At 65.5% G+C, this 21,008-nt stretch carries 25 protein-coding genes and 1 other RNA gene; 15 read left to right on the forward strand and 11 right to left on the reverse strand.

Annotated features, from left to right (window positions below; all coding sequences use genetic code 11):
- Positions 1-107: 107 nt before the first annotated feature.
- The 6 genes from ASE82_RS11420 to ASE82_RS11440 all read left to right on the forward strand — a co-directional run bounded on the left by ASE82_RS11420 (position 108) and on the right by ASE82_RS11440 (position 3,611).
- A complete protein-coding gene (locus ASE82_RS11420) occupies positions 108-449 on the forward strand; it encodes a hypothetical protein (protein WP_056063008.1) in 342 nt (113 codons plus the stop codon).
- A gap of 81 nt (positions 450-530) precedes the next feature.
- Complete coding sequence (locus ASE82_RS11425) at positions 531-770, forward strand: hypothetical protein (RefSeq protein WP_056063010.1); 240 nt, start codon at positions 531-533, stop codon at positions 768-770.
- Between the two features lie 61 nt (positions 771-831).
- Positions 832-925, forward strand: an RNA gene (gene ffs / locus ASE82_RS18925) — signal recognition particle sRNA small type.
- Between the two features lie 342 nt (positions 926-1,267).
- Entirely contained in the window at positions 1,268-2,968 is a 1,701-nt protein-coding gene (locus tag ASE82_RS11430; RefSeq protein ID WP_056063442.1) for a DNA polymerase III subunit gamma/tau, read from the forward strand.
- Positions 2,965-3,288, forward strand: coding sequence for a YbaB/EbfC family nucleoid-associated protein (locus tag ASE82_RS11435; protein WP_056063013.1), 324 nt, complete (start codon positions 2,965-2,967; stop codon positions 3,286-3,288). Before ASE82_RS11430 ends, ASE82_RS11435 begins: the two co-directional genes overlap by 4 nt.
- Positions 3,289-3,368: 80 nt before the next feature.
- Positions 3,369-3,611: a hypothetical protein gene (locus tag ASE82_RS11440; RefSeq protein WP_056063016.1), complete on the forward strand. Its 243-nt coding sequence runs from the start codon at positions 3,369-3,371 to the stop codon at positions 3,609-3,611.
- A gap of 131 nt (positions 3,612-3,742) precedes the next feature.
- On the opposite strand, the gene mtgA is transcribed toward ASE82_RS11440, so the two are convergent.
- Genes mtgA through ASE82_RS11460 form a run of 5 tightly spaced genes read right to left on the reverse strand, consistent with a single transcriptional unit; the run spans position 3,743 to position 7,607 of the window.
- Positions 3,743-4,417 carry a monofunctional biosynthetic peptidoglycan transglycosylase gene (gene mtgA / locus ASE82_RS11445; protein ID WP_056063018.1) on the reverse strand — a complete coding sequence of 225 codons (675 nt, stop codon included), beginning with the start codon at positions 4,415-4,417 and terminating at the stop codon, positions 3,743-3,745.
- Positions 4,418-4,426: 9 nt separating this feature from the next.
- The gene (locus ASE82_RS20080; protein ID WP_235524673.1) at positions 4,427-5,197 is read right to left on the reverse strand and encodes a flavin monoamine oxidase family protein; all 771 of its coding nucleotides are present in this window, start codon (positions 5,195-5,197) and stop codon (positions 4,427-4,429) included.
- Positions 5,198-5,698 (reverse strand): FAD-dependent oxidoreductase, encoded by a 501-nt coding sequence (locus ASE82_RS20085; protein ID WP_235524674.1) that lies wholly within the window; start codon positions 5,696-5,698, stop codon positions 5,198-5,200.
- A 1-nt stretch (position 5,699) separates the two neighbouring features.
- On the reverse strand, positions 5,700-6,602 hold the full coding sequence (rpoH, locus tag ASE82_RS11455) for an RNA polymerase sigma factor RpoH (RefSeq protein ID WP_056048373.1): 903 nt from the start codon (positions 6,600-6,602) through the stop codon (positions 5,700-5,702).
- 57 nt (positions 6,603-6,659) lie between these two features.
- Entirely contained in the window at positions 6,660-7,607 is a 948-nt protein-coding gene (locus ASE82_RS11460; protein WP_056063021.1) for an RluA family pseudouridine synthase, read from the reverse strand.
- 17 nt (positions 7,608-7,624) lie between these two features.
- Here ASE82_RS11460 and ASE82_RS11465 point away from each other — a divergent pair, with 17 nt between their 5' ends.
- The 8 genes from ASE82_RS11465 (at position 7,625) to ASE82_RS11500 (ending at position 14,823) form a co-directional block, all read left to right on the forward strand.
- A complete protein-coding gene (locus tag ASE82_RS11465) occupies positions 7,625-8,038 on the forward strand; it encodes a M67 family metallopeptidase (RefSeq protein WP_056063023.1) in 414 nt (137 codons plus the stop codon).
- Between the two features lie 111 nt (positions 8,039-8,149).
- Positions 8,150-8,794, forward strand: a complete 645-nt coding sequence (locus ASE82_RS11470; RefSeq protein WP_056063026.1) for a histidine phosphotransferase family protein — start codon at positions 8,150-8,152, stop codon at positions 8,792-8,794.
- A 120-nt stretch (positions 8,795-8,914) separates the two neighbouring features.
- Positions 8,915-11,203 carry a chemotaxis protein CheA gene (locus ASE82_RS11475; RefSeq protein WP_056063029.1) on the forward strand — a complete coding sequence of 763 codons (2,289 nt, stop codon included), beginning with the start codon at positions 8,915-8,917 and terminating at the stop codon, positions 11,201-11,203.
- Positions 11,200-11,628, forward strand: a complete 429-nt coding sequence (locus ASE82_RS11480) for a chemotaxis protein CheW (protein ID WP_056063032.1) — start codon at positions 11,200-11,202, stop codon at positions 11,626-11,628. The genes ASE82_RS11475 and ASE82_RS11480 overlap by 4 nt, the downstream gene beginning before the upstream one ends.
- A 75-nt stretch (positions 11,629-11,703) precedes the next feature.
- A complete protein-coding gene (locus ASE82_RS11485; protein WP_055878033.1) occupies positions 11,704-12,069 on the forward strand; it encodes a response regulator in 366 nt (121 codons plus the stop codon).
- 79 nt (positions 12,070-12,148) lie between these two features.
- Positions 12,149-13,201: a chemotaxis protein CheB gene (locus ASE82_RS11490; protein WP_082441446.1), complete on the forward strand. Its 1,053-nt coding sequence runs from the start codon at positions 12,149-12,151 to the stop codon at positions 13,199-13,201.
- Positions 13,198-14,034 (forward strand): CheR family methyltransferase, encoded by an 837-nt coding sequence (locus tag ASE82_RS11495; protein WP_082441447.1) that lies wholly within the window; start codon positions 13,198-13,200, stop codon positions 14,032-14,034. Before ASE82_RS11490 ends, ASE82_RS11495 begins: the two co-directional genes overlap by 4 nt.
- Before the next feature lie 84 nt (positions 14,035-14,118).
- Positions 14,119-14,823: an HPP family protein gene (locus ASE82_RS11500; RefSeq protein WP_056063035.1), complete on the forward strand. Its 705-nt coding sequence runs from the start codon at positions 14,119-14,121 to the stop codon at positions 14,821-14,823.
- On the opposite strand, the gene ASE82_RS11505 is transcribed toward ASE82_RS11500, so the two are convergent.
- Genes ASE82_RS11505 through ASE82_RS11515 form a run of 3 tightly spaced genes read right to left on the reverse strand, consistent with a single transcriptional unit; the run spans position 14,820 to position 16,433 of the window.
- On the reverse strand, positions 14,820-15,269 hold the full coding sequence (locus ASE82_RS11505) for a cytidine deaminase (protein WP_056063037.1): 450 nt from the start codon (positions 15,267-15,269) through the stop codon (positions 14,820-14,822). The two genes, ASE82_RS11500 and ASE82_RS11505, sit on opposite strands and share 4 nt — an antisense overlap.
- Positions 15,266-15,943 carry a glycoside hydrolase family 25 protein gene (locus tag ASE82_RS11510; RefSeq protein ID WP_056063040.1) on the reverse strand — a complete coding sequence of 226 codons (678 nt, stop codon included), beginning with the start codon at positions 15,941-15,943 and terminating at the stop codon, positions 15,266-15,268. Before ASE82_RS11510 ends, ASE82_RS11505 begins: the two co-directional genes overlap by 4 nt.
- Before the next feature lie 7 nt (positions 15,944-15,950).
- A complete protein-coding gene (locus tag ASE82_RS11515; RefSeq protein ID WP_056050677.1) occupies positions 15,951-16,433 on the reverse strand; it encodes a UPF0262 family protein in 483 nt (160 codons plus the stop codon).
- Between the two features lie 98 nt (positions 16,434-16,531).
- Between ASE82_RS11515 and ASE82_RS11520 the strand changes: the two genes are divergently transcribed.
- Complete coding sequence (locus ASE82_RS11520) at positions 16,532-18,022, forward strand: replicative DNA helicase (protein WP_056063049.1); 1,491 nt, start codon at positions 16,532-16,534, stop codon at positions 18,020-18,022.
- A gap of 163 nt (positions 18,023-18,185) precedes the next feature.
- Here ASE82_RS11520 and ASE82_RS11525 read toward each other — a convergent pair whose 3' ends face one another.
- Genes ASE82_RS11525 through ASE82_RS11535 form a run of 3 tightly spaced genes read right to left on the reverse strand, consistent with a single transcriptional unit; the run spans position 18,186 to position 21,008 of the window.
- The gene (locus tag ASE82_RS11525) at positions 18,186-18,938 is read right to left on the reverse strand and encodes a phosphoadenylyl-sulfate reductase (RefSeq protein WP_056063052.1); all 753 of its coding nucleotides are present in this window, start codon (positions 18,936-18,938) and stop codon (positions 18,186-18,188) included.
- The gene (locus tag ASE82_RS11530) at positions 18,931-19,359 is read right to left on the reverse strand and encodes a DUF934 domain-containing protein (RefSeq protein ID WP_056063055.1); all 429 of its coding nucleotides are present in this window, start codon (positions 19,357-19,359) and stop codon (positions 18,931-18,933) included. Before ASE82_RS11530 ends, ASE82_RS11525 begins: the two co-directional genes overlap by 8 nt.
- Positions 19,356-21,008 (reverse strand): nitrite/sulfite reductase, encoded by a 1,653-nt coding sequence (locus ASE82_RS11535; protein ID WP_056063058.1) that lies wholly within the window; start codon positions 21,006-21,008, stop codon positions 19,356-19,358. Before ASE82_RS11535 ends, ASE82_RS11530 begins: the two co-directional genes overlap by 4 nt.

Consider the following 21,008-nt stretch of genomic DNA (forward strand, 5'->3'; position numbering starts at 1 on the left):
AGCAAAGCTTACAGGAAGACAACGGCCGGTTCAGGGAACGTGCACGGCCGGGAGCGGATTATCCCCTCATCGCCTCAATGTACGAGGTTTTGAGAGGAGTACCGGACATGAAGATCATCGCAATGTTCGCCGCTGGCGCGCTGGGCGCGGGAACGCTGTTCGCCGCGGCACCCGCCGATGCGCAACGCCACGGCTGGGACGGCCCCCGCGGCGGTGGCGGCTGGCACGACGACCGCGGACGGCATGGCAATCGCGGCTGGCGCGGCGACCGTGGCTGGCGCGGTGGAGATCGTGGCTATCGTGGCTATGGCGGCGGGTATCGCGGCGATCACGGCTACCGAGGCGGCGGCTACGGCTATCGTGGACCTCGCGGATACGGCCGCTCGCGCGTCGTCTGCCGGATTGAGCGTGGCTATTACGGCCCGGTTCGTCGCTGCTTCCGCCGCTAGTACGGAACCGTAACGAACGCCTTTAGTTTGATAACATAGGTTGCAGGGCTCGGGAGGGCCCACACCCAAAAGGAGAGTATCATGAAGTTGTTCACCATTGCTGCCGCCGGTCTCGTCGCACTGACCGGCCTTGCCCCCGTCGGCATCGCCGCTGAAGCCTCCGCACAACGCACCGTCGTCCACGAGCGCACCGTCGTTCGCCACGACGATCGCCGTCCCGGCTATCGTCGTCATGCCGTGCGCACGCGCCAGGTCTGCCGCAACGTCTATCGCAACCATCATCGTCAGCGCGTCTGCCGCACGGTCCGCGTCAGCCGCTGATCGAATAGCCGCGATTACTAAAGCGGCTTGATCATCCCGCCCGACCCCGCCATATGCGCCGCGGGAGTCGGGCGGACGTGGTCGTCGCCAACTTGGTCAGATCCGGAAGGAAGCAGCCACAACGACTAAGCCACGGGTCGTCCCGGCTCCCACCGCGAACATGTCGTTCCGACATGTGAGCGCGGCCAGCGGCGCGGGAGCGCCGTCTGACGATGCGGCTAGGCCGCAGCGCACTTCTAAACTTCTCAGCTAACCAGTCACTCAAGCGCAATCGGGTCGAAACCACGCCCGATGTTCCTGCAACGTTCCAAACCATTATCCTACGCCGCGGCGTTGTGGCATAAGCCGCGCATGACCGGCATTGCCCACATCACAGGTTCCGACAATCCACTCGCCAGCCTCCGGGCACGTCGAAGTGCACACCCTTCCCAGCGTGTGAACTTTGTGAACTTCCGACCCCTTCGACAGCACGCGCAGCACCCGCTATGACGACCACAATGTCAGATTCCTTCGACTTGGGCGAACCCCCGCAGCCGGCTAAAACACCGGATGCTCCCGCCTACCGCGTGCTTGCTCGCAAATATCGTCCGCAGACCTTTTCCGAGCTGATCGGGCAGGACGCGATGGTCCAGACGCTGGGCAACGCGATCAAGCGCGACCGGCTCGCGCACGCCTTCCTGATGACCGGCGTCCGCGGCGTGGGGAAAACATCGACCGCGCGCCTGATCGCGAAGGCGCTCAATTGCATCGGCCCTGACGGCGACGGTGGCCCGACGATCGACCCCTGCGGCGTCTGCGAACCCTGCCGCGCGATCGCCGAGGGCCGCCATATCGACGTGATCGAGATGGACGCCGCAAGCCACACCGGCGTCGACGACGTCCGCGAGATCATCGACGCGTCGCGCTATTCGGCGGTCACCGCGCGCTTCAAGATTTACATCATCGACGAAGTCCACATGCTGTCGAAGAACGCGTTCAACGCGCTGCTGAAGACGCTGGAGGAGCCACCTCCCCATGTGAAATTCCTGTTCGCGACCACAGAAGTGAACAAGGTGCCGGTGACGGTCCTCTCGCGCTGCCAGCGCTTCGACCTGCGCCGGATTTCCGCCGAACAACTGTCGAGGCATTTCGCCTGGGTGTCGGCGGAAGAAGGCGTCGTCGCCGATCCCGAGGCGCTGATGCTGATCGCACGCGCCGCGGAAGGCTCCGCGCGTGACGGCCTCTCGATCCTCGACCAGGCGATCGCGCATGCGGGGCTCGAAGGCGGCGGCGTGACGGCCGACGCGGTACGCCAGATGCTTGGCCTGTCCGATCGCGGCGCGGTGCGTGACCTGTTGACCCTGATCCTCGCCGGCGACGGGGCAGGAGCGCTCGCCTCGATGCGCCGTCAATATGATTACGGCGTCGATCCGCTGTCGGTGCTCCTATCGCTGCTCGAGACCGTCCACGGCATCACGCTGACCAAGGTCGGCACGCCGGCGGACGCCGCGCAGCCGATGGAGGAGCGTGCGGCACGCGAGGAATGGGCGGCATCGCTTGGCTATCCCGCGCTGCACCGCCTGTGGCAGCTGTTCCTCAAGGGCCATGACGAGGTCGCTAAGGCCGCGCTGCCGATCGAAGCCGCGGAGATGGCGCTGTTGCGCGCGATCTACGCGTCTACGCTGCCCGATCCCGGCGAACTCGCCCGCCAGATCGCCAGCGGTGCGACCCCCGCGGCTGCACCATCGTCACCGCCGCTGCCGTCACCTGCACCCCCGTCCGGCGAAGCGCCGCCCTGGAACGCTGGATCCGCTGCGAAGGCGCCTGAGCCGGTCGCGACCGGACCGATCCTGCCGCCGACGTTCGAAGCGCTGGTCGATCTGCTCGACGAATCAGGCGGCCTCGCGATTGCCGCGCGCCTTCGTCACGGCGCACGCGTCGTCAGTTACACGCCGCCCGAATTCGTCCTCAGCGGCAGTCGCCCGGTTTCGGCCGACACGCTTGCCGAACTTAATACGCTGTTGAAGAGCGTGACGCGGACCACGTGGAAAGTGTCGATCGTCGACGCTCCCGGTGAGCCGACGCTGCGTGAGGCGCAGGACGCCGCCGATGCCGCGGTGCGCCAGGCTATTCTCGAATCCCCCATCATGAAGGCCGCGGTGGCAGCGTTTCCCGACGCCCAGCTCGAATCGTGGCCAGGTCAAAGGAGCAACGCATGAAGAATATCGATGAAATCCTCGCCATGGCGCAGAACGTCCAAAGCGAGATGGAAAAGGCGCAGGCCAATCTCGACACGATCGAGGTCGAGGGCGCGTCCGGCGGCGGGCTCGTCAAGATCAAGGCCTCCGCCAAGGGCCGCATCATCAACATCGCAATCGACGATTCGCTGATGCAGGTGAGCGAGAAGCAGATGCTCGAGGATCTGCTGACGGCGGCGTTCAACGACGCACGCGCCAAGGCGGATGCGGTCTCGGGTAGCGAGATGTCGAAGATGACGAGCGGCCTGCAGCTTCCGCCGGGCTTCAAGCTTCCGTTCTGAACCAAATCGGGTTCGTTTCGGCGCGGGAACAATCGTTCTTCGGCCGGCGTTGCGCTCTCCAGTAATCAGGGAGAGTCACAATGGCCGAAGAGCGTATCGTCGAAACCCCGACCACCCATACCACCGTTATCGAGCGCCGCAGCGGCGGTGGCGGCACGCTGATCGCCGTCGTGCTCCTGATCGCGGTACTGATCGGTGGGTTCTACCTGTTCAGCCGCCAGGGCGCGCAGAACAGCAAGGATGCCGCGATCACGTCAGCGGCGAAGAGCGTCGGCAGTGCAGCCGACAAGGCCGGCGGCGCAGTCGAGAAGTCGACGCAGTAAACCGGAATGTTTCCCCGCGAAGGCGGGGACCGAGACTGGGCTTCCGCCTTCGCGGGAGAACAAGGGAGTGGGAAGGGCAGTTGCAACACCCGATCTGTCAGGCCGGAACAAGTCCGGGGTGACGGAATGGGTCAGGATCGCAGGCAACTGTCCAACCCATCGTTCCGAACTACAGAAACCCGCCGCGACAGCGTATTCCCATGCTTCCGCACGAAACCATGAGGATCGATCGCAGCCCGCTTCTTGGGCAATGGCAAGACGGCGGCAATCCGCCCCGCCTCGGTCGGCGAAAGCCGCGAAGCGTCGTGATTGAAATACCGGATCGCCCCGGCGTTCGCGCCGTACGTCCCGATCCCGGTCTCGGCGATGTTGAGATACACCTCCATGATCCGCCGCTTCCCCCACAGCGTCTCGATCAGCACGGTGAAATACGCCTCGAACGCCTTCCGCACATACCCGCCCCCCTGGAACAGGAACGCGTTCTTCGCGGTCTGCTGGCTGATTGTCGAGCCGCCGCGGATCCGCCCGCCCTGCGCATTGCGCGCCGCAGCCCCCGCCATGGCCTTGAAATCGAAGCCGTGATGCGAACAGAACCGCGAGTCCTCGCCAGCGATCGCCGCGCGCGCCATGTCCGGGTCCATCTCCGATAGCGGCATCCAGTCCTTGGTCACACCGTGCCCGTTGATGACATCGCCCATCATCGTCCAGGTGAACGGCACCGGCACGAAGCGATAGATGCCGACCCACGCGACCGTGATCAGGACGAAGGCGAAGACGATCTTGGCGGCGATGCGGATAAGGCCCATCGCCGCTCCTTATGCGATCGGCGCGGCCTCGCCAATGACCGCTCGGGCGGCGCTCACGCCGGTTTCGTACGCGCCGTGGGCTGTGGAGAAGTCGAACGGGTGGCACGCTTCGCCCGCGAAGTGGATGCGGCCATCAACCGATGCGGCGAGGACGGCGCGTTGTCCGGCCCGACCGATCCGCGCGTGACTATAGCTTCCGCCGATATAAGGCTCGTGGCGCCAGCGGGTTGCGGCCAGCGGCGTGAAGCGCTTGCGCCAATCGCTGCCGAGCAACCCGACCAGTTCGTCGATCGCGAACTGCGCAGCGTCGCCGTCCTCCAGCATTTCCGCACAGTCGCCGCCGAAGAAGCTTTCGACGATCGGCCAGCCGAACGGCGACAGGCGGTGGCTCGCCGTGCAGGCGCTGTACGGATTGCCTACCAAGTGCGCGTTGGTCGGCCATTCGGGGCGGTCGACGTGGAGGAACACCTTGTCCGCAAGGCCGAGCGGAAGGTCCGCGGCGGCGGCGTGCTTGTCGGGGAGCGGTGGGTCGAAGACGATCTGCGACTTGGCGAGGACGGTAGTGGGGACGCAGACGATCACGTGGTCCGCCTCGATCGTTCCAGCCGGGGTGTCGAGTTGAAGACGACGACCGCTGCGGTCGATGCGCGTTACCGGGGTCGAGAGGCGGATGTTCAGGCCAGCGGCACGGCTGGCGACGAGTGTTCCGTAGCCTTCCTTCACCGTCCAGTTGTCGTCGGTAGCAGCCTCTTCGTATGCGGCCCAGTCGTGGAGCGACACTTAGGTAAGGTTTGCACCGTTTGCGTAGCCGGAGATAGCGTCGATCTTCGGGCGCCATTTGTCGTTGGGGGCGATGAAGTCGGACAGCGGGCGGTCGGGGCCTTCAAGGGCGGCTAGGGCGCGCTCGTTCCAATCTTGGTAAGCTGTGGCAGAGGCTGACTGGTCTTCGGGTGGGAAGCCGAGGTCCCGCCACTGGGTGCGCCAATTTGCGTCGGAGCGGTCGACGGTGAATCCTGTCGTCTCGGCAATTTCGGTCCACGGGTTGCGCTGGGCAGAGTGTAACCAGCCGAAACCGGCGTCTACATGTTCCCCCGGGAAGGCGGGGGTCCAGGCTGGGCCCCCGCCTTCGCGGGGGAACAAGGAGGCGAGGGGCAAGCTGTGGGCTCGGCCACCTAGGCGGTCGCTGGCTTCGACCAGCAGGACCTCTTGCCCCGCATCATGCAGCGTCCGCGCCGCAGCGATACCGGCCACACCGCCGCCGATGACGACGGCGCGCGCCATGTTACGCAGCCAGCAGGCGCTTTTCGCCGGCAATCCGCATCATCGCCTTTTGCAGCTTCTCGAACGCGCGCACCTCGATCTGCCGCACGCGCTCGCGCGACACGCCGTAGACCTGCGACAATTCCTCAAGCGTCTTGGGATCATCCGTCAGGCGACGCTCGGTCAGGATATGCTGCTCGCGCTCGTTGAGGTCGTCCATCGCCGACACCAGCATCGAGTGGCGAACGTCAGCCTCCTGCGCATCGGCAACGATCTTGTCCTGCAGCGGCGCGTCGTCCTGCAGCCAATCCTGCCACTGGCCTTCGCCGTCTTCGCGCATCGGCACGTTGAGCGACGTGTCGCCACCCATCGCCATGCGGCGGTTCATGCTGACGACGTCGGTCTCGGCGACACCCAGGTCGGTGGCGATCTTGGTGACGTGCTCAGGACGCAGATCGCCATCCTCGAACGCATCGAGACGGCTCTTCATCCGGCGCAGGTTGAAGAACAGCTTCTTCTGCGCGGCGGTGGTGCCCATCTTCACAAGGCTCCACGAGCGCAGGATGTATTCCTGGATCGAGGCACGGATCCACCACATCGCATAGGTCGCGAGACGGAAGCCGCGCTCGGGCTCGAACTTCTTCACGCCTTGCATCAAGCCGATATTGCCCTCGGAGATCAGCTCCGACGTCGGCAGACCATAGCCACGATAGCCCATCGCGATCTTCGCCACGAGGCGGAGATGCGAGGTCACCAGCTGCGCCGCAGCTTCGGTATCGCCATGTTCCTGGAAACGCTTGGCGAGCATGTATTCCTGCTCGGGTTTCAGGAGCGGAAATTTTTTGATCTCGGCAAGATAACGATTGAGACCCGCCTCGCTGCCGAGCGCAGGTATCGTCGCTGGAACGTTGGAGCGGGCTGCCATGGTCGTAATCCCTTTCTGATGACCCCGATTGCCGCAATGCGGCATGGGCTCGATTATCTATACGTGAAGCTGGGTGAACAGTTCCTGCATGTCTGCGGGCATTTCGCTTTCGAACGCCAAAGCGATGCTTTTCACCGGATGGATGAACCCCAGATGCGCCGCGTGCAAGGCCTGCCGGCGGAAACCAAGCGTTTCGAGCAGCGACTTCTGAGCTTGCTTTGTTCTACCATAGACCGGGTCGCCGAGCAATGCATGGCCGATCGAGGCCATATGCACACGCACCTGATGCGTACGCCCAGTCTCCAGCCGGCACTCGATCAGCGCCGCATCGCGCAGCGTCTCGATCGTCGAGAAATGCGTCACCGCGCGTTTGCCGCCCTCGACGATTGCGATCTTCTTCCGGTTCCGCGGACTCCGAGCGAGCGGTGCGTTGACCGTGCCGCTCGGGGGTCGGGGAATACCGCCGACGATTGCCTTGTAGCGGCGGTCGATACTGTGGTCGTGGAACTGCTTGGCAAGCCCTTCGTGCGCGCGATCGGTTTTCGCGGCGATCATTAGCCCCGACGTGTCCTTGTCGATGCGGTGGACGATGCCCGGTCGCGCGACGCCGCCAATGCCCGACAGATTGCCGGCGCAGTGATGGAGCAGCGCATTAACGAGCGTGCCGTCAAAGTTCCCCGCGGCAGGATGGACGACGAGACCGGCGGGCTTGTCAATCACGATCAGGTCGTCGTCCTCGTACGCGACGACGAGCGGGATATCCTGCGCTTCGTTGTGCAGCGGGGTGGGCGGCGGAATCGTGACGGCGAACACTTGCCCCGTAGCGGCCTTCTTCGCCGAATCACGCCATTCGCGACCATTGAGGGTAACCTGACCGGCCGCGATCAGCGCCTTCAGCCGTTCACGCGACATGTCGAGCAGCACTTCGGCGAGCGCACGATCAAGCCTCCAGCCATCCGTGGCCGGCGTGATCGATGCTTCGACGATGGAAACCCCCCGGTCCATGTCCTACCGATGTGGCGATGAGCGTGACGATTTCAAGCGAATTGCTGCGGCGACTGGTCGCAGAGGCGGCTGCGTCGCCGGATGCGGAGGTCTGCGGGCTGCTGTTCGGGGCGGAGGGGCGGATCGAGATGGCGGAGGCGTGCGCTAACGTGGCATTAAACCCCGCGCGAGCGTTCGAGATCGATCCGACTGCTTTGTTTGCCGCGCATCGGCACGCGCGATCGGGCGGGATGGCCGTTATTGGGCATTATCACTCGCATCCAACTGGCTCGCCCGTTCCGTCTCCGCGCGATGCGGCTCAGGCCATGGGGAATGGAGCGGTCTGGGTCATCCTTGGCACTGGCGGCGCTCGGGCGTGGCGATCGGTCGAGGTTGGTGCGTTCGTCGAGGAGGTGATCGAGCAGATCGACGATATCGCCACCCCGGCATAGGCCAGAGAGGATCATCTTTACCGCGCGCCGCACTGTATGGATCTGCTTCGAACCACACTTGCGCGCCGTTCGCGCCACCGCCAGAAGACGCACTGTAATTAGGGGATTTTCATGACGGTCAGCCCGGTCGATTTCGCGAGCCTGCTCTGTTCGCGCCTGTGTCACGACCTGCTGTCGCCGGTGGGTGCGCTCAACAACGGGCTCGAACTGCTCGCCGATGAGACCGATCCGGCGATGCGCGAGCGCGTCATAGAACTGCTCGCGGACAGCGCGCGCGCATCCGCCAGCAAGCTGAAGTTCTTCCGGCTGGCGTTCGGCGCTGCGGGCGGGTTCGGCGAACTGGTCGACACGCATGAGGCGCGCACTGCGATCGAAGGTCTGGTTGCCGAGAACAAGCGGATCACCTTCGTCTGGGCGGTCGAGACGCCGGCGATGCCGAAGTCCGCGGTCAAGGTGCTGCTCAACCTGGCTCTCGTCGCGACCGAATCGCTGGTGCGCGGCGGGACGATGGAGGTCGGCGGCGAGGAAAATGACGGCCAGCTGGAAATTGTCGTCAAGATCGAGGGCGGCCGGATCGTTCTCGATCCCGAGATCCGCCGTACTCTGGTCGAGGGCGAAGGCGTGCACGACGTCACCCCGCGCGCCGCCGCGGCGTACATGATCAACACGCTGGTCAAGGATGCCGGCGGTACGGTGATCGTCTCCGAACCGGCAGACGGGATCATGATTTTCGGCGCGGTGTTCAACGCGCGGTAGGGCGCGGTCTTTTACGATCCTTCCCCGCAAGGGGTAGGATCCAGAAGGGGGGCGTACCCTTAGAACTAACCTGCCCTTAACCTACACCGTGCATGACAGGCCCACGAACGCGGGGCCGGCATGGACGATCTGTTACAGGAATTCATTGCCGAGACGCGCGAAACGCTGGAGGCGATCTCCGGCGAGATCGTCGCGTGGGAACTCGCGCCTGCCGATGGCGCCCGCCTCGATGCGATCTTCCGCTTCGTCCACACCGTCAAGGGAAGCTGCGGGTTCCTCGATCTACCTCGGCTTGCGCGGCTGAGCCACGCGGCCGAGGACGTCTTGGCCGCCGTTCGCGACGGCAATCGGACGCCCGACACCTCGCTCGTGAACGCGGTACTCGGCATCGTCGATCGGATCGCGCAGATCGTCGATGCGATCGATGCGGGCACGACGCTGGACGATTCGGACGAACATGCGTTGATCGCCGCACTCGCCCCTGACGCGCAGCCCACCGCGCCCGCCGCCGCCGCGCCGGTCGGTCGTAGCGCAAGTCGCAGCGTCCGTCTGAACGTCGACCTGCTCGATCACATGATGAGCGGCATGTCCGACATGGTACTCGCGCGCAACGAGCTTGCCCGACAGCTGCGCGACGGCGACGTTGATCCGAAGGTAGAGGCCGCGCTAGAACGCCTGTCGCTGACGGTTGCCGACATGCGCGACACCGTCACCCGGACTCGCATGCAGAAGGTCGACGCGCTGTTCTCCGCGCTGCCGCGGATGGTGCGCGATACCAGCGCGGAGCTGTGCAAGGCGGTCAACCTCGTCATCGAGGGCGCGGACGTCGAGCTCGACCGCGAGATGATCGAGCTGATGCGCGATCCGCTCGTCCACATCATCCGCAATTGTATCGATCACGGGATCGAGACGCCGATGGCACGCCGCGCGGCGGGCAAGCTGGAGACGGGTCGACTGGTCGTCTCGGCGCGCCAGTCGGGCAACCAGATCCTGATCGAGGTAAGCGACGACGGGCAGGGCATCGACGTCGCGCGGATAGTCGCGAAAGCTGCCGAGAAGAAATTGCATACGCCGACCGAACTGGCGGCGATGAGCGAAGCGTCGCGGCTTCAATTGATCTTCGCGCCGGGTCTGTCGAGCCGCGACACGGTGACTTCAACCTCGGGCCGCGGCGTCGGCATGGACGTGGTACGCGCCAATATCGAGCAGATCGGCGGCCGGGTCGTGCTGGTCAATACGCCCGGGCGTGGCCTCCGGATCATCATCAACGTGCCGCTGACGCTGTCGATCCTGTCGACCATCATTGTCGGCGTCGGCACGCAACGATTCGCGCTTCCGCGACAGGCGATCGAAGAGATCGTCATGGTACGCGGCGATCAGGTGCGGCTCGACATGATCGGCGACGCGGCGACCGCAACTGTGCGCGGCAAGCGAATGCCGCTTGTCTCGCTCGGGGACCTATTCAAACGTACTAGGGACGCGCCGCCAACGCTGGTCATCGTGTCGACGCGGGAGGGCGATTACGCGCTCGGCGTCGATACCGTGCTCGATACCGAGGAACTGGTCGTGAAACCCGCGTCGCCTGCGGTGATGGCGACCGGCGTCTATGCGGGCATGACGCTGCCCGACAACGGATTGCCGATGCTGCTGCTCGACGCGTCGGGCATCGCGGCGGTTGCCGGACTTCGATTCGCGCCAGTCGCAGCCGCGGACGCAGTGAACCTCGAAGAGGTCGTGCCAGGTATCCCGGCACTGCTGTTCGACGATCTCGATGGCCAGCGTCGCGCAATCGCGCTGGCCGTCATCGATCGTGTCGAGCCGGTGTCGACCGAGGCGATCCGTTGGTCTGCGGGTGCGATGCGGTTGTCAGTCGGCGACGCGATAATTCCTCTGTACGCGGTCGGGGATTTCGCCTCGCGGCGCGAAGTCGCCGTACTGCGCCTGACCGACGGCGAAAGCGAGATGGCGTATGCGATCGCGGAGGCAATCGAGATCGTCGAATTGCCCTTTGAGATCGCACCCGCGCGTGGGTCAGGACCGATCGCGGGCGTCGTGCTGATCGCCGGCGAACAGGTCGAGCTGATCGATCCGCATGCGCTCTTCTCCGGCCAGCCGGTCATGATCGCGTCGCCGCCGGTGTGCCTGTTGCAGGTCGATGGTTCCGGCTGGATGGAGACTTTCCTCAAACCCGCGCTGGAGGCATCCGGCTATCGGTGCGTCACGTCGCTCGCCAGGGGGGAGACCGCGGCTGTGGCGCTGGCGATGGAGGATGCGCCACCGCGTGAAACGATCGCGCCGGTGGTGACCTTGCGGCGCGCCAGAAGCGCAGACGGGGACGATGATGCGAGCATCTATCGATACGACCGGCCCGCGTTGATCGCAGCGCTGGCGGCGCGGAGGACAATATGACCGATCTGTTTCTCGTGGCGCATATCGCCGGTCGCGGTGTCGCGATCGCCGCCGCGCAGGTCGATTCGGTCGTCGACATCGGGGAGATCGTCGCCGTCCCTCGTGCGGATGCCGTCGTCCGCGGGCTGGCGGCACTGCGCAGCCGGGTGGTGACAGTGATCGATACCGGCATTGCCCTCGGCCTGTCCCGCACGCCCGATACCATGCGGCGCGCTGTGATCACCGTGGCCGAGGGGCATCATTACGCGATCCTGGTCGATTCGGTGGAGGATGTCGCACCGTTCACGCGACTGCCGCTTTCACCGGGACTTGCCCTGCACGGTGGCTGGGCCGCTGTCGGCTGCGGTCTCGTCGAGCGCGACGGTGAGCCTCTGCTGATCTTGGATCTCACCGCGGTCGTACCGGCGCCCGGTTTGGCAGCCTGATATTTCTTTAGCTTAACCCGGTGCTTACGCTTTGTCGGCTAGACCGGCTCCACGATTTCCCCTGGAAGGCTTTCCATGAAGACCTGTCTCGTCGTCGATGATTCAAAGGTGATCCGCAAAGTCGCGCGTCACATTCTCGAGACACTCGACTTTACCGTCACCGAAGCGTGCGATGGTCGCGAGGCGTTGGCCTCCTGCATGGCGTCGATCCCCGACGTGATCCTGCTCGACTGGAACATGCCCGTGATGAGCGGGATGGATTTCCTCCGCGCGTTGCGCGAGGCGGACGTGCCGCGCCGGCCCAAGGTCGTGTTCTGCACCACCGAGAACGGCATGGCCTATATCCGTGCGGCGATCGAGGCGGGCGCGGACGAATATGTGATGAAGCCGTTCGACCGCGACACGCTGGAATCGAAGCTCCAGATCGTCGGCATGGCCTGATCCAGGCCTAGCCGTGACGATTCGGACTCACTCTGCCGAGCGGCACGCAGACCGCGACGGGCTCGACTCCGCCCGGGTCTTGATCGTCGACGACTCGGTGGTCGTCCGCGCGGTGATCGCTAGGCTGATCGATGCGAGCGACCGGTTCTCGGTCGTCGGCGCGGTCGGCAACGTTGCTGCGGCCTTGGCATTCCTGGATCGCGTGACGGTCGACTTCATCCTGCTCGATATCGAGATGCCGGGCATCGACGGGCTCAGCGCATTGCCCGACCTGATCGCAGCGGGGCAGGGCGCGAAGGTCTTGATCGTGTCGTCGAGCGCGGACGAGGGCGGCGCGACCGCGGTCCGCGCGATGGCGCTCGGCGCGGCTGAGACGCTGACCAAGCCGTCGACGAGTGCCCTGTCGACGCGGTTCGGTTCGGCTCTGGTCAACAAGCTCGAGATGCTGTGCGAGTATCCGGCGCAGATGCCGCCTGCGCTGGTCGTGCGCTCACCCATATTGCCGACGCCGCCCGCGGACAATCCGCTGCCGATCCGCCCGGTCGCGACCGGCGACGACTATGACATCGTTGCGATCGGTGCCTCGACCGGCGGCATTCACGCCTTGAGTCAGATGTTCGGTCAGATGCCCGCCGGGTTCCGCCTGCCGATCGTCATCACCCAGCATCTGCCGGCGTCGTTCATGCCGTATTTCGCGGCACAGATCGCAGTGCTTGCCGGGCGCCCATGCGACGTCGCGGTCGATCGAATGCGGATCCGTCCCGGCCGGATCATCATCGCACCCGGCGACGCGCATCTCAAGGCCGTGAGACTGTCCGAAGGCGGCGCTGCCTTCCGCCTGACGCACGAGGCTGCGCCGAGTGGGTGCATGCCGTCCGTTGACCCGATGCTCGCCTCGCTCGCCGACGTCTATGGGGCGCGTCTGCTCGCGGTCGTGCTTAGCGGGATGGGGCGCGACGGCGCGGAGGGGGCACGGCGCGTCCACGACAGCGGCGGGTGCGTCGTCGTGCAGGATCAGCAAAGCTCGGTGGTGTGGGGCATGCCGGGTGCGATCGCCGCCTCGGGCATCGCCGACGCCGTGCTGGCCCCCGACGCGATCGGTCGCCTCGCAGCGACGCGACGCCGACCATGACGTCCCGCGCCGTTCCCGCACCCGCTGCGTCGCAGGCGACGATCAACGTCCTCACCGCGTTGCTCGAGGCGCGTACCGGTCAACAGATCGCCGCGTATCGCTCATGGCGGCTCGACACCGCGCTGAAACCGCTGTTGCGCGCGCGCAAGCTCGATACGCTCGACCAGTTGGTGACCCAGTTGCTGCAGGGAAGCGACCGTTCGATCGGCGACTCGATCGTCGATGCCCTCGTCAATCAGGAGACGTCGTTCTTCCGCGACGCGCAGGTATTCGAGATGCTCGCCGAGGCGGTCGCCGACGCCGAGCGTGACGGTCGTCGCGCGCGGATCTGGTGCGCAGGCTGTTCGACCGGACAGGAGCCGCTCTCGCTCGCGATGCAGTTCGCCGAACGGCGCGAGACGAGCGGCATGCCCATGCCCGAGATCGTCGCCACCGATGTATCCGATGCTGCCGTCGCCCGCGCGCGATCCGGTCGCTTCTCGCAGTTCGAGATCCAGCGCGGCCTGCCGGTGCGTCGCATGATCCGCTGGTTCGACACGACCGGCAGCGACTGGGTGGCGAAGCCCGACCTGCTCGGGATGGTCGCGTTCCGCCGGATGAACCTGGTATCCGACCCAGCGCCGACCGGACAGTTCGACGTTGTCCTGTGCCGCAACGTGCTGTTGTACCTGTCCGCAGACACAAAGGCCGAGGTGTTCCCGAAGATCGCCAGGGCAATGAAACCGAGCGGCGTGCTGGTGATGGGGGCCGGCGAAACCGTCATCGGCCAGACCAGTGCGTTCGCGCCGAGCAAGCGTTTCCGCGGCTTCTACGAAATGCCCGCACAGGGGTAATCCTCCACCTCCCGAGCGGCTGGCCATCGTGACTTGCCGGCGATCTCGCCATATGGACCGTGCATCGTCCGCCGGGTGTCTCGCATGCGCAAACTCTTCGATCCCATTCTGGCAGGCGGAAATCTCAAGGATCGGCTCTGGGCTTGCCTGGGCGCGCTGCTCGGCATCGGCCTGACCAGCGTAATCAGCGCGACGTTCGTTCACCCGCACGGAACGTTCCTGCTGATCGCCGCACCGATGGGGGCCGCCGCGGTGCTCGTATTCGCGGTCCCGGCGAGCCCCCTGGCGCAGCCCTGGCCGGTGATCGGCGGCAATATCATCGCCGCGCTGGTCGGGGTCGCCGTCAGGATACTCGTACCGGCGCCCGAACTCGCCGCCCCGATCGCGGTCGGCGTGGCGATCCTGATGATGTCGCTGACCCGGTCGCTGCATCCGCCCGCCGGTGCGGTCGCGTTGACCGCGGTCGTCGGCGGCCCGGCGGTCGCCGATGCGGGCTTCGCGTTCGTGCTCGTCCCGATCGCGCTGAACGCTATCATACTGACCGCGTGCGGAATCCTGTTCCACCGGTTTTCAGGCCACAGCTATCCGCACCGTGTTCCCACCGTCGTGCCCGCGCCGATCGAAGCCGCGCTTCGGGCCGAGGATCTCGACAAGGCGCTTGCCGATCTCGGCGAAACGCTCGACGTCAGCCGCGAGGATCTCGACCTGTTGTTCGGCCGTGTCGAATATCACGCAGCGCACCGGCGTACGCAAAGTGTCGGCGGCGGTCCTCTGGGCCGCGCGACTTAGCTGACCCCAAGGTCCGCCGGACCGAATGCGTCGGGCAGCAATTCCGAAACCGTGTAGGTCCGGATCGCATCACCTTCCGCCGCGCCGCAATGCACCGGCAAGTCACGCCCGCCCATCTGTGCCGCTTCATTGATGACCTGGCGGCAGCGACCGCACGGGCTGACCGGCGATGTTCCGGTGGCCCGACCCTCAACATCCATCGCGCCGCCGATCACGCCGATCGCGACGATATCGCGCAGCCGACCCGCAGCGCTCGCGGTGGCGATCGCGACCGTTTCTGCGCACAGCGACAGGCCGTAGCTCGCATTCTCGAAGTTCGCGCCGGTGATCACCGTGCCGTCGTCGAGCAGCACGGCCGCACCGACCGCAAACCGCGAATACGGCGCGTGCGCATTGCGCGAGGCGTCGCGCGCTGCCGCCACGAGTTGCGTTGCTTGTTCGTTCATGATGCCACCACGTCCCAGTTCACCGGTCCCTCGATCCCGTCGATGCGGCGGAAATCGCTCGCGCGCCACATCCGCCACGGTCGCGCGGTGTAGTCGGGCTTGAGGATATTCTCCACCGCCCATAGCGGCCGCGGGACGGCGTCCGACAGCGTATATTTCGAATCTACCGCCTTGCTGATCCGCAGCATCACGGGCTGCCGCGTGTGCGTCTCGACCATCGTCACGAACTGCGCGATGTCGGCGATCAGCGTCGCGCGATCCGGCCGTGCGGTGCAGTCGTCGTGGAACGCGATGTCGACCGCGGTCGGCAACGCGTCGGACGTCCGCGGCACGAAGGTGTTGAACGCGTTCGCCTGCTCGTCCGCGCGCTGACACAGCGAATAGACGTGGACCGCGCCGCGGCGCAGGCCGGCGTCGGGCAGTGCCGCCCAGTTCGCCTCGAACGCCGCATCGCGGCGGTCGGTACCCGACGTCGCGACGATGTAGGCGAAGTCGGCGCCGCTCGCGCGTACCGTGCCCCATTCGACCGGGCCGGGGTTCTCGGCAAGGTCGATGCCCTGCAATGGGTAGTGTTTGACGTCGGGGTGCCAGCCGGTCGCGGCGGTCCAGCCGCAGATACCGACGAAGCCGGTCGCGGCCAGCGCGGCCGCGAATTTCAAAAGTGCGTGAGCCATGGGTCTTCTAGTTGCGGATGTGGAGGACGCAGATCAGCGTGAACAGCCGTCGCGCAGTGTCGAAATCGACCTCGATCTTGCCGTCGAGACGCTCCTTGAGCAGCTCGGCGGCCTCGTTGTGGACGCCCCGGCGGGCCATGTCGACCGTCTCGATCTGCGCCGGGGAGGACTGCCGGATCGCCTGGTAATAGCTGTCGCAGATCGCGAAATAGTCGCGGATCGGTCGGCGAAAGCGCCCGAGCGCGAGCACCAAAGTCTCAAGATGCGTGTCGTCTTCGCGGTGGATGTGGATGCCGAGGCGCCCTTCCTCCGACTGAAGCTTGATCTTGTACGGCCCGGCATATCCATCGGCATAGGCCCGCTGCGGGGCGAAGTGATTGCCCTCGATCAGGTCGAAGATCGCGATCCGGCGTTCCTGCTCGACGTCGGGCGAGCGCCAGCCGAGACTGGTCTCGTCGAGTTGCACGTCGATGATCCGCGGGTCGGCCATCCGCGTTCGATAGCGGGGGACATTCGCCCTGTCACTTATCCCCAGCATTCCGGCGCGATAGCTTGGACGAGGACCCATGCATCGCGTAGGTGCAGGGGATGGCAACTCTCGCATTCCCCGTTCCCGCCGTGGCCGAGCCGCAGCAGCTTCCCCGCAACGTCGAGGCCGAGGCCGCGATGCTCGGCGCGATGATGATCGACAACCGGCTCGCCGACGATCTGGTCGACAAGCTCGAACCGGGGCATTTCTTCGAGCCCGTCCACGGGCGCATCTTTGCGGCGATCAAGACGCTGCGTGGCAATGACATGCTCGTGACGCCGGTGACGCTGCGGCCGATGTTCGATGCGGACGAGGGCATGCGCGAGCTCGGCGGGCCGGCGTATCTGGCCGGGCTGACCGGCAGCGGTGCAGGCCTGATCGGCGCGCGCCAGTTCGCGCAGCAGATCTATGACCTTGCGATGCTCCGTGCGCTCGTGTCGGTCGGGCGGACGCTGGTCGATCGCGCGATGGACACCTCCGAGGAGGTTAATCCGCGTGCGCAGATCGAACTCGCCGAGGAGGAGCTGTTCAAGGTCGCGGCGGATGGGGGCTCCGAAAACACGGTGAAGTCGTTCGCGCAGGCGACGACCGCGGCGGTCAAGATGGCCGAGCGCGCGCTGAACTCGGGCGGCAATTTGTCGGGCGTCACCACCGGCATCGATTCGATCAACGCCAAGATCGGCGGCATGCATCACAGCGATCTGATGATCCTCGCCGGTCGTCCGGGCATGGGCAAGACCTCCCTCGCGACCAACATCGCGTTTAACGCCGCGCGGCGCTGGATGCGCGACATGGCCGACGGGATTGCGCCGAAGGACTCGGTCGGCGCGAAGGTCGCGTTCTTCTCGCTGGAAATGTCCGCGGATCAGCTCGCGACGCGTATTCTCGCCGAGCAGTCGCAAATCTCGTCCGAATCGCTCCGCATGGGTAAGATCAGCCGCACCGAGTTCGCGCAGCTCGCCGCAGCCGCGGCGGAGCTGGAGAATTTGCCGCTGTTTATCGACGACACCGGCGGCCTCTCGATCGGCGCGCTGCATACGCGCGTGCGCCGGTTGCAGCGTCGGCACAACAACGAGATCGGGCTCGTCGTGGTCGATTACCTCCAGCTGCTGTCGGGATCGGGCAAGAGCAAGGACGGCAACCGTGTCCAGGAAATCTCCGAGATTTCGCGCGGGTTGAAGACGCTGGCGAAGGATCTCAACGTACCGGTGCTAGCGCTGTCTCAGCTATCGCGTGCGGTGGAGTCGCGCGAGGACAAGACGCCGATGCTGTCGGATTTGCGCGAGTCGGGGTCGATCGAGCAGGACGCCGACATGGTCTGGTTCGTGTACCGCGAGGATTATTACGTCGCGTCGAAGGAGCCCAAGCGCCCGGCGGAGGGCGACAGCTCGAAGATCTTCGAGGATCACGCGTCGTGGGCGGCGGAGATGGAGCGGGTGTATGGCCTGGCGGAACTCATTATCGCCAAGCAGCGCCACGGTGCGACCGGGAAGGTCCGGATGAAGTTCGATCCGACGATCACGAAGTTCTCGGATCTGGCCGAGTATTGATCCGCTTCTCCCTCGCCCCTTCGAGGAGAGGGAAGGGGCCCACGGCCCTTGCCGTGGGAAGGGAGAGGGGAGTGAGGCTAGGGACCTGAATCCCAACGCCCCTCTCCCTTCCGTCGCCAAGTGGCTCCTCCCTCCCTCTCCCCGTAGGGGCGAGGGAATTGGATCAAATCATCGGGTCGTAATCGGTGGGGGCGTGGATGCCGCATTCGACCTTGTCGAAACTCCGCCAGCGCCCCGCACGTGGGTCTTCGCCGGGGGCGACCTTGGTCGTGCAAGGCGCACAGCCGATCGAGAGATAGCCTTGCGCCTCGAGCGGATGCCGCGGCAACTCATGCTCGGCGAAATAGGCGTCGAGCTTGGCCTTGTCCCAATCCGCAAGCGGGTTGATCTTCAACCGCCCCTCGTCCTCTTCGAAGCGGGGGAGAGCAGTACGGGTCCCGGACTGAAACCCCTTTCGCCCCGAAATCCAAGCATCGAACGGCGCCAGCGCCCGCCGCAACGGCTCAACCTTGCGCAGGTCGCAGCATCCATCCGGATCGTACGACCACCGCAACCCCGTCTTGTCCTTGATCGCGAGCAACCGCGGGTCCGGCCGGAACACCCGAAGATCGGTGAACCCCAATTTCTCCGCCAGCTCATCACGATACGCCAGCGTCTCGCCAAACATCTTCTGCGTGTTGGTAAACACCACCGGCACGTCGACATCGACCTGCGCGACAATGTGCAGCAGCACCGCCGACTCCGCGCCGAACGACGACACCGCCGCAATCCGCCCGCGCAACTCGCCGACCAGCAGTTCGAACAGCATCTCCTGCGCGGAGACGCCTTCGAACCGCTCCTGCATCGCCATCGCATCGGCGCGCGTGAACGCCGGCGTGACGTCGATCATGTCGAGTTGGCGCGCGGGCTCACCCATGGCGCAGCTTCCACACCGGCACCGCGCCGTCCGCCGCCTTCTGGTACGGCGTGTCGTAGCGCTCCAAACTGGCGCGCAGCACGTCGATGTCGATCGGCGCCTGCGGTGCGAAGCTGTCGAACCCACAACGCCGCATCAACGGAATCTGATCGACCAGCACGTCGCCCTGTGCGCGCAGTTCGCCGGTATAGCCCGCCTCGCGAAGGATTCGCGCGGACGAATAGCCACGGCCATCGCGGTACCCAGGGAAGCTTACCTCGATCAGCGCAAGCTGGTCGATCTGCGGCAACAGCGCGCGGGCGTCGTCGCCCGCTTCCAGGCGGACGGCCGCCGCGTTGCTCTGGCCGATGAACGAATCGAGCGTCACCGCGGGCTCGTCATGCGGCTCGTCGTCGCGGAAGCGAAGCAGGGTATCGCTCATTGTGCGTCTCCCTCGACGGGGCTGTAGATCGCCTGCTTGAACGTCTCGAAGCCGACGCGGCGGTAGGTGTCGAGGAAGCGCTCGCCGGTCTCGCGGACTTCGAGATACCGGTCGGTGACGCGCTCGATCGCGTCGACCACGCCGTCCTCCGAGAAACCAGGCCCCGTGATCTTCGCGAGGCTGACGTCCTCTGCGCCCGAGCCACCGAGCGACAGCTGGTAATTCTCGGTGCCCTTCTTGTCGACGCCGAGGATGCCGATGTGGCCGGCATGGTGGTGCCCGCACGCATTGATGCAGCCGCTGATCTTGAGCTTCAGTTCGCCCAGGTCGCGTTGCCGATCGAGACTGCCGAAGCGCGTTGCGATCTTCTGTGCGAGCGGGATCGAGCGTGCATTGGCGAGGCTGCAATAGTCGAGACCGGGGCAGGCGATGATGTCGCTGATCAGGTCGAGATTGGCCTCGGCCAGACCCGCGCCGTTGAGTGCCGACCACACCGCGTGCAGATCGGCGATGCGGACGTGCGGCAGGACGATGTTCTGCGCATGCGTCACGCGCAGTTCGTCGAAGCTGTAGCGCGTGCCGAGATCGGCCATCACGTCGATCTGGTCCGCCGACGCGTCGCCGGGGATGCCGCCGATCGGCTTGAGGCTGATGTTGACGATCGCATAGCCCGGCTGCTTGTGCGCCTTCACGTTCTGGTCGAGCCAGACCGCGAAGTCGGGATCGCTGCGATCGATATCGGCCGATGCGTTGGCGTCGAACTCCGGCGCGCCGAAGTGGCTCGTGATGCGCTCAAGCTCGGCCCGCGGGGGATCGAGGCCGAGGCCCTTCACCGCGGTGAACTCCTCCTCGACTTGGCGGCGGTATTCGTCGGGGCCGATCTCGTGGAGCAGGATCTTGATCCGCGCCTTGTAGATGTTGTCGCGCCGGCCGTAGCGATTGTAGACGCGCAGGCACGCCTCGAGATAGCTCATCAGGTCGTCGGCGGGCACGAAGTCGCGGATCTCGTGGCTGATCATCGGCGTGCGACCCATGCCGCCGCCGACGAAGATCTTCGCGCCGAGTTCGCCGTCGCGGACGTGCAACCCGATGCCGATGTCGTGCAGCCGCATCGCCGCACGATCCTCGTTCGCCGCGATCACGCAGATCTTGAATTTTCGCGGCAGGTACGTGAATTCCGGGTGGAACGTCGACCATTGGCGGATCAGCTCGGCCCAAGGGCGAGGGTCGGCGACTTCGTCCGCGGCGGCGCCGGCGAACTGGTCCGAGCTGATGTTGCGGATGCAGTTGCCGCTGGTCTGGATGGCATGCATCTCGACAGTCGCCAGCTCGTGGAGGATGTCCGGGGTCTGGTCGAGCTGGATCCAGTTGAACTGGATGTTCTGCCGCGTGGTGAAGTGGCCGTAGCCGCGATCGTACTTCCGCGCGATATGCCCGAGCATCCGCATCTGGCGGCCGTCGAGCGTCCCGTACGGCACCGCGACGCGCAGCATGTAGGCGTGCAGCTGGAGGTACAGGCCGTTCATCAGCCGGAGCGGCTTGAACTGGTCCTCGGTGAGCTCGCCCGAGAGGCGGCGGCGGACCTGATCGCGAAACTCGTCGACGCGCTGGTCGACGATCGCCTGGTCATATTCGTCGTATTTATACAT

Origin of the sequence: Sphingomonas sp. Leaf230 (assembly GCF_001421745.1) — a bacterium.
Classification (GTDB): Bacteria; Pseudomonadota; Alphaproteobacteria; order Sphingomonadales; family Sphingomonadaceae; genus Sphingomonas.